10 protein-coding genes are annotated in these 16,773 nt (G+C 70.2%); 5 read left to right on the top strand and 5 right to left on the bottom strand.

All coding sequences use genetic code 11. The features are described from left to right. Positions 1 to 135: 135 nt before the first annotated feature. Positions 136 to 888, top strand: a complete 753-nt coding sequence (locus ABZ348_RS21625; protein ID WP_358935399.1) for a hypothetical protein — start codon at positions 136 to 138, stop codon at positions 886 to 888. Positions 889 to 1,013: 125 nt separating this feature from the next. On the opposite strand, the gene glgP is transcribed toward ABZ348_RS21625, so the two are convergent. Beyond that, complete coding sequence (glgP, locus tag ABZ348_RS21630; protein ID WP_358935401.1) at positions 1,014 to 3,710, bottom strand: alpha-glucan family phosphorylase; 2,697 nt, start codon at positions 3,708 to 3,710, stop codon at positions 1,014 to 1,016. Positions 3,711 to 4,252: 542 nt separating this feature from the next. On the opposite strand from glgP, the gene ABZ348_RS21635 reads away from it, so the two are divergent. From ABZ348_RS21635 to glgB, 4 genes are all read left to right on the top strand, one after another. After that, positions 4,253 to 6,241, top strand: coding sequence for an alpha-1,4-glucan--maltose-1-phosphate maltosyltransferase (locus ABZ348_RS21635; RefSeq protein WP_358935402.1), 1,989 nt, complete (start codon positions 4,253 to 4,255; stop codon positions 6,239 to 6,241). Then, positions 6,238 to 7,974 carry a maltose alpha-D-glucosyltransferase gene (treS, locus tag ABZ348_RS21640; protein WP_358935404.1) on the top strand — a complete coding sequence of 579 codons (1,737 nt, stop codon included), beginning with the start codon at positions 6,238 to 6,240 and terminating at the stop codon, positions 7,972 to 7,974. The genes ABZ348_RS21635 and treS overlap by 4 nt, the downstream gene beginning before the upstream one ends. Before the next feature lie 303 nt (positions 7,975 to 8,277). Further along, positions 8,278 to 9,765 carry a maltokinase gene (locus ABZ348_RS21645; RefSeq protein ID WP_358935406.1) on the top strand — a complete coding sequence of 496 codons (1,488 nt, stop codon included), beginning with the start codon at positions 8,278 to 8,280 and terminating at the stop codon, positions 9,763 to 9,765. 62 nt (positions 9,766 to 9,827) lie between these two features. Beyond that, on the top strand, positions 9,828 to 12,179 hold the full coding sequence (gene glgB, locus ABZ348_RS21650; RefSeq protein ID WP_358935407.1) for a 1,4-alpha-glucan branching enzyme: 2,352 nt from the start codon (positions 9,828 to 9,830) through the stop codon (positions 12,177 to 12,179). 88 nt (positions 12,180 to 12,267) lie between these two features. Here the strand turns inward: glgB and ABZ348_RS21655 are convergent, their stop codons facing one another. From ABZ348_RS21655 to ABZ348_RS21670, 4 genes are all read right to left on the bottom strand, one after another. Continuing rightward, positions 12,268 to 14,481, bottom strand: coding sequence for a UvrD-helicase domain-containing protein (locus tag ABZ348_RS21655; protein ID WP_358935491.1), 2,214 nt, complete (start codon positions 14,479 to 14,481; stop codon positions 12,268 to 12,270). Between the two features lie 272 nt (positions 14,482 to 14,753). Next, positions 14,754 to 15,092 (bottom strand): thioredoxin domain-containing protein, encoded by a 339-nt coding sequence (locus ABZ348_RS21660; RefSeq protein ID WP_358935409.1) that lies wholly within the window; start codon positions 15,090 to 15,092, stop codon positions 14,754 to 14,756. 4 nt (positions 15,093 to 15,096) lie between these two features. After that, positions 15,097 to 15,489 carry a MerR family transcriptional regulator gene (locus ABZ348_RS21665; protein ID WP_358935411.1) on the bottom strand — a complete coding sequence of 131 codons (393 nt, stop codon included), beginning with the start codon at positions 15,487 to 15,489 and terminating at the stop codon, positions 15,097 to 15,099. A gap of 78 nt (positions 15,490 to 15,567) precedes the next feature. Continuing rightward, on the bottom strand, positions 15,568 to 16,482 hold the full coding sequence (locus tag ABZ348_RS21670; RefSeq protein WP_358935413.1) for an NAD(P)-binding domain-containing protein: 915 nt from the start codon (positions 16,480 to 16,482) through the stop codon (positions 15,568 to 15,570). Between the last annotated feature and the right edge of the window lie 291 nt (positions 16,483 to 16,773).

Raw genomic sequence — 16,773 nt, forward strand, 5'->3', positions numbered from 1 at the left:
CCTTCCCGAACACCTCACACACCACGTCCACCACAGAAGTTGACGCGAAGCGGACCATGGATCTGGCGGGGAGCACCGACTTGACAGCCGTACGGGCACCTCCGTGGACCGATGGCCGGCTGACACACTCACCCCATGGAGCCCGATCTCACCCTGCTGCGCCAACTGGTCGAAGGGTCGCCCGCCGTCAGGGCCACCCCGTCCCGAGGCGTCCCCGAGCCCGCGATCCGTGCGGCGGAGTCCCTTGTGGGCGGGCTGCCCGGGTCCTACCGCTGGTGGCTCTCCACCTATGGGACGGGCAGCCTGCACGGCTCGGAGATCGCGACAATCGTGCCCGACGACCACGGCGACGCGTACGAATCCCTCATCGCACCCGGTCGGCTCCACGGCGACCGGCTCTCCTTCTACGACGAGCCGGACGGCGGCGACGGTTACGCCTTCGCCCTCGACCGACCCGTGGGCCAGGAGTACGCGGTGGTGCGCCGGGACCACTTCACGGGCGAGGAGGAGGAGACCGCCCAGAGCTTCGCCGGCTTCCTCAGCGTCAAAACCGCCCTGGCGAACGGCCTGGGGGACGGCCCCAACCCCACCGTGGCCCGCCTGTGGCGCACGACCCCCGGGGTACTGCTCCCGAACGGGGTCCACATCTACGGCCCGGACGCCATCACCGAGCGCAACGCCACCTTCGAGGTGGGCGCGTACGCACCCCACTGGGTGCTCGTCGGCGACGACAGCGGCGGGTCCGGCTTTCTGATGCGCCGTCATGGAAGGGACCGGACATCGGTTTACCGCCTGGGGCTGGGCGCGCTCGATGCCGATCCGTCGACCAGCGGGGCCCTGGTGACGGACGACCTGTGGGGGTGGCTGTCGGGCGGGGGGACGGTGTGATCCGGAGCAGTCCCCCGTACCGGTGTGACCCGGGAGTGCGGCCGCTCTCCGTGCCGCGGCGCTCCCGGTCGGTCCTCGTGCGGGTCGTGGAAGGCCGCGCCCCCCGGGGGGTGCGGCCTTCCACGTCAGCGCAGGAGTACGCCCGCCTCCGCCGCGGTCTGGGTCGGCAGGGCCACCAATCCCAGGTCGGCGCCGGACGCCAGGAGGCGGTGGGCCGGCAGGACGCGGACCGTGTAGCCGAAGGAGCCCGTGTGGGCCAGGGTCAGGGGGCCCTCGTAGATCCAGCGGCCCTCCAGGTCCGGACCGCCTCCGACCGGTTTGAGGGGTGAGGTGCGGGCGTCGCCGATGGCGTCGTCCGCGTCGACCCGGCCCGCCACGGCCTGGACCTCCACGTCCTCGGGGTGCAGTTCGCCCAGCGCGACCCTGGCGCGCAGCACCAACGTGGCGCCCAACTCCACGTCCCGCCCGTCGGTGCTCTGTTCCAGCGTCTCCACGTGGTCGACCTCGACCCGTGACCAGGCGCCCCGGATGCGGTGCTTCCAGTCGGCGAGTTCGCGGGCCGTGTCGGTGTCCAGCAGCCGATGCGCCCGGGCCGCCGGTACGTACAGCCGTTCCACGTACTCCCGGACCATCCGGCCCGCGAGCACCTTGGGGCCGAGGACGGCCAGGGTGCGGCGGACCATTTCGGTCCAGCGCCGTGGCACTCCCTCCGGACCCCGCTCGTAGAACAGGGGCGCAACACGGTTCTCGACGAGTTCGTACAGTGCCGCGGACTCCAGGTCGTCGCGGCGCTCCTCACCGGTGGCCGAGCCGTCGGCGGTGGGGATGGCCCAGCCGAAGTCGGGGTCGTACCACTCGTCCCACCAGCCGTCGAGCACGGACAGGTTGAGTCCGCCGTTGAGCGCGGCCTTCATTCCGCTGGTGCCGCAGGCCTCCAGCGGGCGCAGCGGATTGTTGAGCCAGACATCGCACCCGGGGTAGAGCTTCTGTGCCATGCCCATGCCGTAGTCGGGCAGGAAGACGATGCGGTGTCGCACCCGGGGGTCGTCGGCGAACCGCACGAGTTCCTGGACCAGCCGCTTGCCGCCGTCGTCGGCCGGGTGGGCCTTGCCTGCGACGACGATCTGCACGGGGCGGGTGGGGTGCAGCAGGAGTTCGCGCAGCCGTTCGCGGTCGCGCAGCATGAGGGTGAGCCTCTTGTACGAGGGGACGCGTCGGGCGAAGCCGATGGTCAGCACCTCGGGGTCGAGCACGGAGTCAACCCAGCCGAGTTCGGCGGCGCCAGCGCCGCGCTGTCGCCAGGAGGCGCGCAGTCGGCGTCGGACCTCGCCGACGAGTTGTTCGCGCAGTTCGCGGCGGAGTTCCCACACATCGGCGTCGGGGATGCCGGCGACGGAGTCCCAGCGTTCGGACGCGCCCGAGGAGAGCGCGTCCTCGGCCCGCCCGGCGCCGATGCGTCGGACCGCGAGCCGCAGCACCTGGGGGGCGATCCAGGTGGGTGCGTGGACCCCGTTGGTGATGGAGGTGATGGGGACTTCGTCGTCGTCGAAGCCGGGCCACAGTCCGGCGAACATCTGCCGGCTGACGGCTCCGTGCAGGGTGGAGACCCCGTTGGCGCGCTGGGCGAGGCGCAGACCCATGACGGCCATGTTGAACAGGCGCGGTTCGCCGCCGGGGTAGCTCTCCCGGCCGAGTTCCAGGATGCGGTCCAGGGGCACGGTGGGCAGTTCGGCGCGCTCGCCGAAGTGGCGGGCGATGAGTTCGGTGTCGAAGCGGTCGATGCCGGCGGGGACAGGGGTGTGGGTGGTGAAGACGGTTCCGGCGCGCACGGCTTCCAGCGCGGCGTCGAAGTCCAGTCCCTGACCGCTCTTTTCGGCGGCCTGGCCGAGTTCTCGGATGCGTTCGAGGCCGAGGAACCCGGCGTGTCCCTCGTTGGTGTGGAAGACCTCGGGTGCCGGGTGGCCAGTGAGTCGGCAGTAGAGGCGCAGGGCCCGCACACCGCCGATCCCCAACAGCATCTCCTGCAACAGGCGGTGTTCCCCGCCTCCGCCGTAGAGGCGATCGGTGACGTCCCGTTCGCCGGGTGCGTTCTCTTCGACGTCGGAGTCGAGCATCAGCAGGGGTACGCGACCGACCTGGGCCACCCAGATGTGGGCGCGCAGGGTGCGTCCGCCGGGCAGGGCGAGGCGGATGTGGGCGGGCTCGCCGCCCGGTTCGCGCAGGAGGGTGACGGGAAGTTCGTCGGGGTCGAGCACCGGATAGTGCTCCAACTGCCAGCCGTCCCGGGACAGGGACTGGCGGAAGTACCCGTGCCGGTAGAGCAGTCCCACCCCGATCAGTGGTACGCCAAGGTCGCTGGCGGCCTTGAGGTGGTCCCCGGCGAGGATGCCGAGGCCGCCCGAGTACTGGGGGAGGGCGGCGGTGACGCCGAACTCGGGGGAGAAGTAGGCGACGGCTTTCGGGAACGGGGTCTCGGCGCGCCCTGCGACAGGATCGAGGCCACCGCGGTGGGGGTCTTCGGGGCTGTGGGTCTGGTACCACCTGCGGCCGTGCAGATATTCGTCCAGGTCGTCGGCGATGGCGGTCAGTCGGCGCAGGAATCGCCGGTCCCCGGCGAGCTCGGCGAGTCGGGCTGCGGAGACGGAGCCGAGCAGCCGCACGGGATCGCCCCCGGCCGCCTGCCAGCCCTGGGGGTCGACTGCCTGGAAGAGGTCACGGGTCTCGGTGTGCCAGGACCAGCGCAGATTGCGTGCGAGGTCGCTGAGGGGGCGGAGGGGTTCGGGGAGGACGGGGCGGACGGTGAATCGACGAATGGCCTTCACGGGTCCCACCTTCGCAGGGCAGGTGCGCATCCCACGGGACGCACGACGGTGTGGCCGTCGGTCCGTCACCGAACGACGGTAGGGGGATCGTGCACGGCGGGGCGGAGAGGCCCCGTACGGGCGGGTGGTTGCGCCGGGCGCGCGCCGCGGTGCTCCCGTTCGGCGGGAAATGACCGGTTGTCCGCTCCGAACCCGGAAAGGCTCAGCCGGTGCGCCCGCGCCGGCATCCGGTACCGGACGGGCCGCGCGTGCCCGTGGCGGACGGCCGCGGCGCGTAGCCATCCACCGACCGGCCGGCCGGAGCCCCGGGGAGGGAGTGCGTGCCCGCGCCGGAGGGCGGTGGTCCCGTGCAGCCCGGTCCTTCCGCCCACCGGGTGAACGCGGACTGGGGCGGCCGGTCCCACGGCCCGCAGAGGTTCAGTCCAGGACTACAAATAGCGAGAAAGTTCATGCAAAGTCGCAAATCTGGTGAATTACATAGATTCAGCGCGATGTTCCCGAGCTCTCATCCTGTCCTGCCCGCACAGCCCTCAGGTGAGCCCATGATCGGTCGTATCCCCGTTCTGGACGTGAGTCCCCAAGTCGACGGCGGCAGAAGACCCGCGAAAGCCGTCGTCGGCGAGACCTTCCAGGTCAGCGCCACCGTGTTCCGCGAGGGACACGAGTCCGTCGCCGCCAATGTCGTCCTGCGCGATCCCGGTGGCCGGCCCGGCCCCTGGACCCCGCTGCGCGAACTCGCCCCCGGCACCGATCGCTGGGGCGCCGAGGTCACCCCGCAGGCCGAAGGGCGCTGGAGCTTCTGCGTCGAGGCGTGGAGCGATCCGGTCGCCAGTTGGCTGCGGGAGGCCAGGATCAAGATCCCGGCGGGCATCGACACCGCGCTCGTCCTCGCCGAGGGCGCCGAACTGTACGAGCGGGCCGCGGGCGGAGTGCCCAAGAAGGACGGCAGGGAAGCGGTGCTCGCGGCCGTGGACGGACTGCGCGACGGCAGGCGTTCGGCCGCCGCCAGGCTCGCCGCGGCGCTCGCCCCCGACGCGGTGGCCGCCCTCGGCCGCCATCCGCTGCGGGAACTGGTCAGCGCCTCCGAGCCGCTGCCCCTGGTCGTCGAGCGGCGCAGGGCGCTGTACGGCTCCTGGTACGAGATGTTCCCCCGCTCCGAGGGCGCGAAGGTCACCCGGGGCAGGGCTCCCAGGTCCGGCACGTTCCGCACGGCCGCCGAACGGCTGCCCGCAATCGCGGCCATGGGCTTCGACGTGGTTTACCTCCCGCCCGTCCACCCCATCGGCACGACCTTCCGCAAGGGCCGCAACAACAGCCTCTCCCCCGGCGCCCACGACGTGGGCGTCCCCTGGGCGATCGGCTCCCCCGACGGCGGTCACGACGCGGTCCACCCCGATCTCGGGACCCTCGCCGACTTCGACCACTTCATGGTCGCGGCCCGCGCGCTGCGTCTGGAAGTGGCCCTGGACTTCGCCCTCCAGTGCTCCCCCGACCACCCCTGGGTGCAGGAGCACCCCGAGTGGTTCCGTCATCGCGCGGACGGCTCGATCGCCTATGCGGAGAACCCGCCGAAGAAGTACCAGGATATCTATCCCGTCTTCTTCGACGCGGACATGCCCGGTCTGGTGGCCGAGTCGGTCCGGGTGCTGCGCTTCTGGATGGACCGCGGGGTACGCGTCTTCCGGGTCGACAATCCCCACACCAAACCGGTCGTCTTCTGGGAGCAGGTGATCGCGGACATCAACGGAACCGACCCCGACGTGATCTTCCTCGCCGAGGCGTTCACCCGGCCTGCGATGATGCGCGCCCTGGCGTCGGTGGGCTTCCAGCAGTCGTACACGTACTTCACCTGGCGCACGTCCAAGCAGGAGTTGAGCGAGTACGTCACCGAGTTGGCCGGTGAGTCGGCTTCGGTGATGCGCCCGAACTTCTTCGTCAACACCCCGGACATCCTCCCCGTCCACCTCCAGCAGGGCGGCCGACCGGCGTTCGAGGCGCGGGCGGTGCTTGCCGCGACGCTGTCCCCGTCGTGGGGCATGTACGCCGGGTTCGAACTCTGCGAGGGCACTCCGGTGCGGGAGGGGAGCGAGGAGTACCGGGACTCGGAGAAGTACCAGTTGCGTCCGCGCGACTGGGAGTCGGCCGAGCGCGAGGGCCGCACGATCACCCCGCTGATCACCGCACTCAACCGCACCAGGCGTCGCAATCCCGCACTGCAACAGCTGCGGAACATCCACTTCCATCACACCGACAACGACGCGGTGATCGCCTACTCGAAACGTTCCGGCTCGAACACGGTGATCGTGATGGTCAACCTCGACCCCCACCACACCCAGGAGGCCACGGTCTCGTTGGACATGCCGCGACTCGGCCTCGCATGGCACGAGACCGCCCCGGTGCGCGACGAGCTCACCGGCGAGACCTATCACTGGGGCAGAGCCTCGTACGTGCGCCTAGAGCCGGGCCGCAGGCCCGCGCACATCGCTGTTCTGCGACCGTCCCCGCCGATCGGAGGGTCACCCACATCATGATCGTCAACGAACCCGTCCACGACCTGTTCGAGGACACCCCCGCCAAGGACCGCGACCCCGACTGGTTCAAGCGGGCGGTCTTCTACGAAGTCCTCGTGCGTTCCTTCCAGGACAGCAACGGGGACGGGGTGGGCGACCTCAAGGGCCTCACCGCCAAACTCGACTACCTCCAGTGGCTGGGGGTCGACTGCCTCTGGCTGCCGCCGTTCTTCAAGTCCCCCCTGCGGGACGGCGGTTACGACGTGGCCGACTACACCTCCGTACTGCCGGAGTTCGGCGATCTCGCCGACTTCGTGGAGTTCGTGGACGCGGCGCACCAGCGCGGTATGCGCGTGATCATCGACTTCGTGATGAACCACACGAGCGACCAGCACGACTGGTTCCTCCAGTCCCGCGCGGACCCGGACGGCCCGTACGGCGACTACTACGTCTGGGCAGACGACGACAAGCAGTTCGAGGACGCCCGGATCATCTTCGTCGACACCGAATCGTCGAACTGGACCTTCGACCCGGTGCGCAAGCAGTACTACTGGCACCGCTTCTTCTCCCACCAGCCGGACCTCAACTACGAGAACCCGGCGGTCCAGGAGGAGATCGTGTCGGCCCTGCGGTTCTGGCTCGACCTGGGCATCGACGGCTTCCGGCTGGACGCGGTTCCCTACCTCTACCAGGAGGAGGGCACCAACTGCGAGAACCTCCCGGCCACCCACACCTTCCTCAAGCGGGTGCGCGAGGAGATCGACGCCCACTATCCCGACACGGTCCTGCTCGCCGAGGCCAACCAGTGGCCGGAGGACGTCGTCGACTACTTCGGCGACTACGCCAAGGGCGGCGACGAGTGTCATATGGCCTTCCACTTCCCGGTGATGCCGAGGATCTTCATGGCCGTGCGTCGCGAGTCCCGCTACCCGGTCTCGGAAATCCTCGCCAAGACCCCGGCCATCCCCGCGAGCTGTCAGTGGGGGATCTTCCTGCGGAACCACGACGAGTTGACGCTCGAAATGGTCACGGACGAAGAGCGTGACTACATGTACGCGGAGTACGCGAAGGACCCGCGGATGCGGGCCAACATCGGCATCCGTCGGCGGCTCGCCACCCTGCTGGACAACGACCGCAACCAGATCGAACTGTTCACGGCCCTGCTGCTCTCCCTGCCCGGATCGCCGATCCTCTACTACGGGGACGAGATCGGCATGGGCGACAACATCTGGCTCGGCGACCGGGACGCGGTGCGCACCCCCATGCAGTGGACGCCCGACCGGAACGCGGGCTTCTCCTCCTGTGACCCCGGTCGGCTCTATCTGCCGACCATCATGGATCCGGTCTACGGCTACCAGGTCACCAATGTGGAGGCGTCGATGAGCAGCCCGTCCTCGCTGCTGCACTGGACCCGGCGCATGATCGAGATCCGCAAGCAGAACCCTGCCTTCGGGCTCGGCGCCTACACCGAACTGCCCTCGTCCAATCCGGCGGTGCTGGCCTTCACCCGGCAGTACCAGGACGACCTGGTGATGTGCGTGCACAACTTCTCCCGGTTCGCCCAGCCGACGGAGTTGGACCTGCGGGAGTTCGCGGGGCGGCATCCGGTGGAGCTGATCGGCGGGGTGCGCTTCCCCTCGGTCGGTCAGTGGCCGTATCTGCTGACCCTGGGCGGGCACGGGTTCTACTGGTTCCGGCTCAGGAAGGACTCCGCCGCTGACCGGGCGGTGACGGCCGCCCCCGCGGCCGTCTGAACTGCGGGGACGGTGGGTTCCACGGCCGAGTGCCCACGGGCCCGAGCCGACCTGCCGTCCCTGACCCCCGCCCGCCGTTCAGTCCCGCCCGCCCCCGAGCGCGTGGCCCGGGCCCTCGACGAATCGGCGCGGCCCTGCTCGCCGTGCGTACCGCCTGCCGGGCGGATTCCCGCGTCCCGGGTCGGGCACTCTGCCGCCCGTTCCCGCGTGCCGCCCGACAGTCAACGCCATGATCCGGGAGACTTCCCCCATTAGGTGCGAAAAGGGTGCGAACCGCACAAATCGGGGAAAGGACGCGATTCCATGGCGGAGGCTGCATCCACTCGTACTCCTGTGGCGCTCCTCCCCTCCCTCGTGCCGCTCCTACTCGACTGGCTGCCCCATCAGCGCTGGTTCGCCGGCAAGGGCCACCCCGTCACCGGTGTCTCGCTCGTCTGCGCGACCGAACTCCTCCCGCTGGCCGGCCCCGGCCCGGGGCTCGTGCACCTGCTCGTGGAGGTCGAACAACCGGGACCGCCCCCAGGCGGCACCAGGGACTGCTACCAACTGCTGCTCGGCGTGCGGGACACACTGCCACCGCGCCTCGCGCCCGCACTGATCGGCCGCCCCACAAACGGGCCGCTGGCCGGACGGACGGTCTACGAGGGCCTCCAGGACCCCCGGCTCGCCGAACTCGTCCTGGAACGGCTGCGCACCCCCGGCACCCTCGGCACCCTGCGGTTCTCGCGCTTCGACCGGGCCCCGGCCGTCCCCGGGAACCTCACCGCACGACCGCTCGAAGCCGAGCAGTCCAACTCCTCGCTGATCTACGGGGACGACTACATCCTCAAGGTCTTCCGCCGCGTCCAGACCGGCCCCAACCCCGATCTGGAACTGCCCCTCGCACTGGCCAGGGCGGGCTGCGGACGGGTCCCCGTACCCGTCGCCTGGTACGAGTCCACCGCACCGCAGCCGCACACCCTCGGGGTGCTCCAGCCCTATCTGCGCGGCTCCCAGGACGGCTGGCGACTCGCACTCGACGCACTGGCCGCGGGACGGCCGTTCACCGGCGAGGCCCGGGCACTGGGCCGGGTGACCGCCGAAGTCCACACCGCGCTCGCCGACGCGCTGCCGACCGTACTGCTGCGCCGCGAGCACACCGAGCACCTGGCCCGGGCGATGCACCGCCGACTGAACGAGGCGGCCCGGGCGGTCCCCGCCCTGCTGCCCTACGCACCCCGGCTGGGCACGGCGTTCGACGCGGTCGCGGCACTCGGTCGGCGCGGTCGGACCTGGCGGGCGCAACGGGTGCACGGCGACCTCCATCTGGGCCAGGCCCTCTACCAACCCGCGGAGCGCGGCGGCCGGGCCTCGCCCGCTCCCGGGTCGGGGAGCGCGCCCACCAGTGCGCCGCTGGCGTCCACCGGGCAGTTGGTCCACCCGCCGGCCGACGCGGCGACCGGTACCGGGCACTGGTCGGTGATCGACTTCGAAGGTGAGCCGGCCCGCCCCATCGGCGAACGCCGCAGCCCGCAGCCCCCCGTGCGGGACATCGCCGGAATGCTGCGCTCCTTCGACTACGCGGCCCGCTCCCACAGCCCCTGGAACCCGGCCTGGGCCGAGCGGTGCCGGGACGCCTACTGCGAGGGGTACGCGACGGGCTCGGGCGAGGACCCCCGCGCCGAACCCGAACTGCTGCGCGCCTACGAAACGGACAAGGCCGTGTACGAGGTCGTGTACGAGGCCCGGCACCGACCGGGTTGGCTGCCCGTGCCCATGGCCGCGATCGAACGGCTCGCCGCCCTCGCCTGACCCCCCGCCCGTTCCGTCGCCCGCCCAGCAAGCCAGTCAGCCAGCCAAGGAGGCCCATCCCCGTGACCGCCCGCCCCCCGTCGCGCACATCCCCGTCCCCGACCGAGCCGCCCACCGCGACCACCGCCCGATCGGCCCGGCAGACGAAGACCAAGGCCAAGAAGGGGACCGCGGCCCCGGGTGGGCGTTCATCGGGTGCCGGCCGTGGCGTCGGCGCCGCCAGACCGCTCGCCCCCGAGGACCGCGAACGGCTCCTGAGCGGCGGCCACCACGACCCGCACGCGCTCCTCGGGGCCCGCGTCGGCCGGGCCGGCGTCGAATTGCGGGTGCTGCGCCCGTACGCGAAGACGGTGACCGTGCTCGCCAAGGGGCTGCGGGCCGAACTCTCGGCGGACGGGGACGGACTGTTCTCGGGCGTGCTCCCCATGCGCACCGTCCCCGACTACCGACTGCTCGTGGGTTACGCGGCCGAAGGCGGGGAGCAGGAGGTCGAGGTCCACGACCCGTACCGCTTCCTGCCCGCGCTCGGCGATCTCGACCTCCATCTGATCGGGGAGGGCAGGCACGAGGAGTTGTGGCGGGCGCTGGGTGCCCATCCGATGGTCCACGAAGGCGTCAGCGGGACCCGGTTCACCGTCTGGGCCCCCAATGCCCGCGGCGTGCAGGTGCTCGGCGACTTCTCGTACTGGGACGGCACCGGACACCCCATGCGGTCCCTCGGTGCGACGGGCGTGTGGGAGCTCTTCGTGCCCGGAATCGGCGCGGGTGCGCTGTACAAGTTCCGGATCATGCGTCCCGACGGCTCCACGACGGTGCGGGCCGACCCGATGGCCCGCCAGGCGGAGGTCCCGCCGGCGACGGCGTCCGTGATCACCGAGTCCCACCACGTGTGGCGGGACGAGGAGTGGATGGCACACCGGGGCGACCGTCCCGTGCACGAGTCCCCCCTGTCGGTGTACGAACTGCACCTGCCGTCCTGGCGACCGGGTCTGACCTACCGTCAGCTCGCTGATCAACTGCCCCGCTATGTGAAGGACCTCGGCTTCACACACGTGGAGTTCATGCCGGTCTCCGAACACCCCTTCGGCGGCTCCTGGGGCTACCAGGTCACCGGCTTCTACGCGCCCACCTCCCGGATGGGCTCCCCCGACGACTTCCGCTTCCTCGTGGACGCCCTGCACCGCGCCGGCATCGGCGTGATCATGGACTGGGTGCCGGCGCACTTCCCCCGTGACGACTGGGCACTGGCCGAGTTCGACGGCCGGCCGCTCTACGAACACCCGGACCCGGCCCGGGCCGCCCACCCCGACTGGGGCACGTTGGAGTTCGACTACGGGCGCAAAGAGGTCCGCAACTTCCTGGTCGCCAACGCCGTCTACTGGTGCGAGCAGTTCCACATCGACGGCATCCGGGTGGACGCCGTGGCCTCCATGCTCTACCTCGACTACTCGCGCGGGCCCGGCCAGTGGTCCCCCAACGAACACGGCGGACGGGAGAACCTGGACGCCGTCGCCTTCCTCCAGGAGATGAACGCCACCGTCTACCGGCGCTGCCCGGGCGTGGTGACGATCGCGGAGGAGTCCACCGCCTGGGACGGGGTCACCCGCGCAACCCACCACGTGGGCCCGGGCGGCTTCGGCGGACTCGGGTTCGGACTGAAGTGGAACATGGGGTGGATGCACGACTCGCTGGGCTATGTGGCCCACGAGCCGGTGCACCGCAAGTTCCACCACCACGAGATGACCTTCTCGATGGTGTACGCGTACAGCGAGAACTACGTCCTGCCGATCTCGCACGACGAGGTGGTGCACGGCAAGCGGTCGCTGGTGAGCAAGATGCCCGGTGACTGGTGGCAGCAGCGCGCCAACCACCGGGCCTACCTCGGCTTCATGTGGGCCCACCCAGGCAAGCAACTCCTCTTCATGGGACAGGAGTTCGCGCAGGGCGCCGAATGGTCCGAGGGCCACGGACCCGACTGGTGGCTGTTGGACCCGTCGTACGCCGCCGAGGCCGACCACCGCGGGGTGCGGCTGCTCGTGCGCGACCTCAACGCCGTGTACGCGAAGGTGCCCGCGCTGTGGCAGCGGGACACCGACCCCGGCGGCTTCGCCTGGGTCGAGGGCAATGCGGCCGACGACAACGTGTTCGCCTTCCTCCGCTACGACGGCGACGGCGAACCGCTGCTCGCCGTCAGCAACTTCTCACCCGTGGTGCGGCACGACTACCGCCTCGGGGTGCCGGAGGAGTTCGCCGCCTGGGTGGAGGTGCTGAACACGGACGCGGCGGTCTACGGCGGCGGCGGGGTGGTGGCCCCCGACCCCCGCAAGGCACGAGCGATCCCCGCGCACGGCCGCCCGACGAGCCTGGAGGTGACCCTGCCGCCGCTGGCGACGGTGTGGTGGCGCCCCGAGTGACCACGGGTGCCGCCCAGGGGCCGGTTTGCGGAACGGGCTGGGTGCCGATCCGCAAGCCGGGCCCCGGGGCCACTCCCCCGGCGGCCGTTCAGACGAGGCCCTCGGGGAGCTCACGGCTGTGGAGCACGCCCAGTCGCTGGGTCGCCCGGGTGAGGGCCACATAGAGGTCGCTGTCGGTGAACAGCGCGGGCTCGACGACGATCACCGTGTCGAACTCCAGCCCCTTCGCCTGCCGCGGCTCCAGCAGGACGACCGGACGGGTGAGGTCCACCGGGCCGCCGATGGACTCCAGCCGACCGTGCAGTTCACGGGGGGCGATCACCGCGAGCCTGCCTTCCTCCGGCTGCTCACGGGCCACGGCCGCCAGCACGGCAGCGGACAACTCCCCATCCGGCACCCGACGGATCCACGGCGGAACACCCGTCGAGCGCACCGAGCGGGGCGGCTCGAACTCCGGGCTGGAGGCACGGCGGACCCGGGCCGCCATCGCCATGATCTCCGCGGGCGTGCGGTAGTTGACGCCCAGCCGGCTGTGCTGCCAGCGCTCCCCCACGTACGGCTCCAGGATGGCGCGCCACGACCCCACTCCGGCGAGGTCGCCGGTCTGGGCCGGATCGCCCACGAGCGTCATGGACCGGGCGGGGCAGCGGCGCATCAGCAGTCGCCAGGTCATGGCGGACAGTTCCTGTGCCTCGTCGACGATGATGTGCCCGAACGCCCAGGTGCGATCGGCGGCGGCCCGCTCCGCGGCGCTCCGGTGGTCCTCCTCCTCCTGGCGCTCGGCCATGCGTTCGGCGTCGATGATGTCGTGGGCGGCGAGGACCTCGGACTCCTCGTCCTCGAACTCGTAGGTCTTGGAGCCGGCTGACAGGTCGAGGACGCCCTGGGCATAGGCGATCCGCTCCAGTCGCTCCGCCTCCGCGGCGGCCCGCTCCGCGCTGTCGTCGACGCCGAGCAGTTCGGCGGCCTCGTCCAGCAGTGGCACATCGGCCGGTGTCCAGGGACCGCCCGTACGCCGGATCAGTTCGGCGTCGTCGGCGCCCAGATGGGCGTCCGGCTCGGCGAGGAAGTCGGCGACCAGCTCGAACGGGCTCAGCGACGGCCACAGTCGATCGATGGCGTGGTGCACCTCGGGGCTGGTGGCGATCTCCTTGCCGAGTTGGGCGAGGTCATCGGGCCCGAGCAGGTTCGGGCCTCCGTAGGGGTCGGCGCCAAGGCGGTCGGCGAGTTGCTCGGTGAGGGCGTCGATGATCCGGAAGGCGAAGTGGGGACGGGCCAGATTGTGCGGCAGTCCGGTGGCCCGGGCCCGGTCCCGGGCCTCGTACGCCATCTCCCGGCCCAGCAACAGGGTTCCGTAGTCGCTGTGGTCGATCTCCAGGGCCGGTTCCGGTACCCGCCCCTCGGCCTCGAAGTCGACGCTCGGGAAGGATTCGGGGAGTGTCTGACGGTCGCGCAGGACCTGGGCGAGCACATCGGCCATGGTGATCCGCCCCTTGACCTCGGCTGCTGCGGGCGTGTCCGTGCCGGTGGCACGGACACCGGGGAAGAGTTCGCCCGGCGTGGCCAGCAGGACCCCGGTCTCACCGAGTGAGGGCAGCACTTCGCCGATGTACCCGAGGAAGGCGGGGTTGGGTCCGACGATCAGGACGGCCCGGCGGGCGAGTTGCTCGCGGTGGGCGTACAGCAGATAGGCGGCGCGGTGGAGGGCAACGGCGGTCTTCCCGGTGCCGGGTCCACCCTCGACGACGAGGATCTGTTGCCGGGGCGCTCGGATGATCCGGTCCTGTTCGGCCTGGATGGTCTGGACGATGTCCGCCATCCGGCCGGTGCGCGCCGCTCCGAGGGCGGCCAGGAGGACGGAGTCGCCGTCGTGGTCCTCGTATCCGCTGCGGGTGGTGTCGGTGAGGTCGAGGATCTCGTCGTGGAGCGCGGTGACGGTGCTGCCCCGGGTGGTGATGTGGCGCCTGCGACGCAATCCCATGGGCTCGTAGCCGGTGGCGAGGTAGAAGGGGCGGGCCACGGGGGCGCGCCAGTCGATGAGGAGCGGGGTGCGTTCATGGTCGTCGCGGCGGATTCCGATGCGGCCGATGTGATGGCTGATGCCGTCGCGAAGATCGATCCGACCGAAACAGAGGCCGGATTCCACCGCATTGAGCGCGGCGAGGTCCGCCGATTGCTCGGCGATGCTCGCTTCACGTTCGACCCTGGTCTGCACATGGGTGCTGAGCTGCCCGATCGTGGCTCGCAGCATGGCTTCGGCCTCCTGTCGGAGCGCGGTGACGCGCTCCTGGAGGAGATCGATGAATTGCTGTTCGCACTGCAATTCCTCGGTTGACAATTCAGCTCCCGACGCGATACGCTGTGGTCATTGATTTACCTTGTCAATCTTTTGAATGCGATCGATCGACAAGGAACCACTCAATATACGCCGAGAATTACCCCGTCCGCCAATATCAACGGTCGGGGCTTTTTTATGCACCGAATCTGTCGTTTTCCCACCGCCGCGGCATCCTTTGCCACCGCTTCCACATCGATACTGCGCACCCCCGCTGCGGGGTCACCCCTCCCGGATCGTCAATCCGTCAGCGCGGCTGCCAACTCCCGGCGCAGTTGACGCCCCGATCGCGCCCCCACCAGGGACGCGATCGGCCGGCCCTGCCGAAACAGCATCAACGTCGGCGTGGACAGCACGCCGTAGCGAACGGTCGTCTCCGGATTGTTGTCCACGTCGATCTGCACGACCGTGAGCCGTTCGGCCTCCTCTTTCGCGATCGTGCTGAGGACCGGCGCCAATTGGCGGCACGGGCCGCACCAGTCGGCGGTGAACTCCACCAGGACCGGAAGGCCGGCCCCCAACACCGTAGTTTCGAAGTCCGCGTCCGTCACCAGATCGGTTCCCGCTGCTCGAATCACCCTGTCAACCTCCGAATTCGCATCGTGGTTCCGTACCGATCAACTGCTGTGCCTCGGCTCCGGCGAGTTGTGCACCCACCTGGGTGCGGATGGAGCGGAGCTCCGTGATGAGCGCGTCCAACTCGCGGAGCTTGGCGCGGTAGACGGCGAGGGAGGCGGGACAGGAGTCCCCGGCCGGATGGCCGGCCCGCAGGCACTCGACGAACGGCCGTGTCTCCTCCAGATCGAATCCGAAGTCCTGAAGGGTCCGGATCTGACGGAGGAGGCGTAGGTCGTCCTCGTCATATGTGCGGTAGCCGTTCTCCGTACGTCGTGCGGGCAGCAGCCCGCGTGATTCGTAGTAGCGCAGAGTACGGGTGGTGGTCCCGGCGCGTTCCGCCAGCTCGCCGATTCGCATACATCGACCGTATGCCTTGACGTCGGCGTCAAGGCAAGGGCCGCCCTGCGGGAGCGGACGAAAACCCGCGCCCCGGGCTCAGGGGTTGAGCACCGCCTCGATGGTGCTCGTCCAGTCGTCCGCGCCGTGGCCGCGGGCAACGGCGCGGTCCGCCACCGACTTGATCGCCTCCAGATGGGAGGTGTCGAGACCCCGGGCCCGGGCCGCGTGCAGGATGTGGTCGACCGACACGGCCATCATCGCCAGGTTCGCCTCCTCGCCCGGATAGCTCCGCGCGTCGATCCCGGTGGCCGCCGAACCGCTCGCCATGGCGGGCAGGATCCGGGTGATCGTGTCCAGGTGGGGGGCGATGTCGACGGCCCGGACGCCCTCGGCCTTCGCCAGCGCGAAGGCGTGCACCAACCCCGTGATGCTGCCGTAGAAGTAGTCGAGCAGGGACAGGTCGTACACGGCTGCGAGCCCGGCGTCGGCACCGACGAACTCCGCCTTCCCGCCAAGTGACTTGAGCACCGGCTCATGGCGGTCGAACGACTCCCGTGACCCCGCGTAGAACAGCAGTGCATCGGGGGTTCCGACGAGGGAGGTGGGCACCATGACCGCGCCGTCCAGATAGGCGATGGAGCGTTCCTGCGCCCAGTTCGCCGCGGCTCGGGAGCGCGCCGGGAGGTCCGAGGTGAGATTGACCAGCACCCGACCCTTGAGTGCGTCGCCCAAGGGGTCCAGGATGGCCTGCGCCGCGTCGTAGTCGACGACACAGACGATGATCAGTTCGCCGGCGAGTACGGCTTCCCGCGCCGTGGCCGCGAGGACCGCGCCCCGGGCGACCAACTCGTCCGCCTTGCCGGGCGAGCGGTTCCACACGGTGGTGGGATGACCGGCCTTCACCAGGGCGCCGGCCAGGGCCCGGCCCATGGCGCCGAGTCCAATGACGGTGACAGTGACGGTGACGGGAGTAGAAGGGACAGCAGTGGGGATGGAGTGCTGGGAAGACATGTCCCCATCGTTGGTCGACGGCGTTCTACCGACAAGTACGGACTATGAAGTCAGATACGCACCAGAAGGTAAAGATCCAGCTCAACGAGGTCTGCCGGGCCCGAGGGCGCCACGGGCGCCGCACGGGAAGCCACCCTCGTGAAGAACGGGACAACTGGCCACACAGCCGAGGGTCGAACGCATGACCTGACGGCCATCCGCATGATCCGACCGCGACGCGCATCCGAAGGAGGCACGCGTACGCCATGACGGCTGGAGCACGACCGACGCAGGCGGACGGGGGTCCGATGG

Source organism: Streptomyces sp. NPDC005963, assembly GCF_040638655.1.
Taxonomy (GTDB): Bacteria; Actinomycetota; Actinomycetes; order Streptomycetales; family Streptomycetaceae; genus Streptomyces.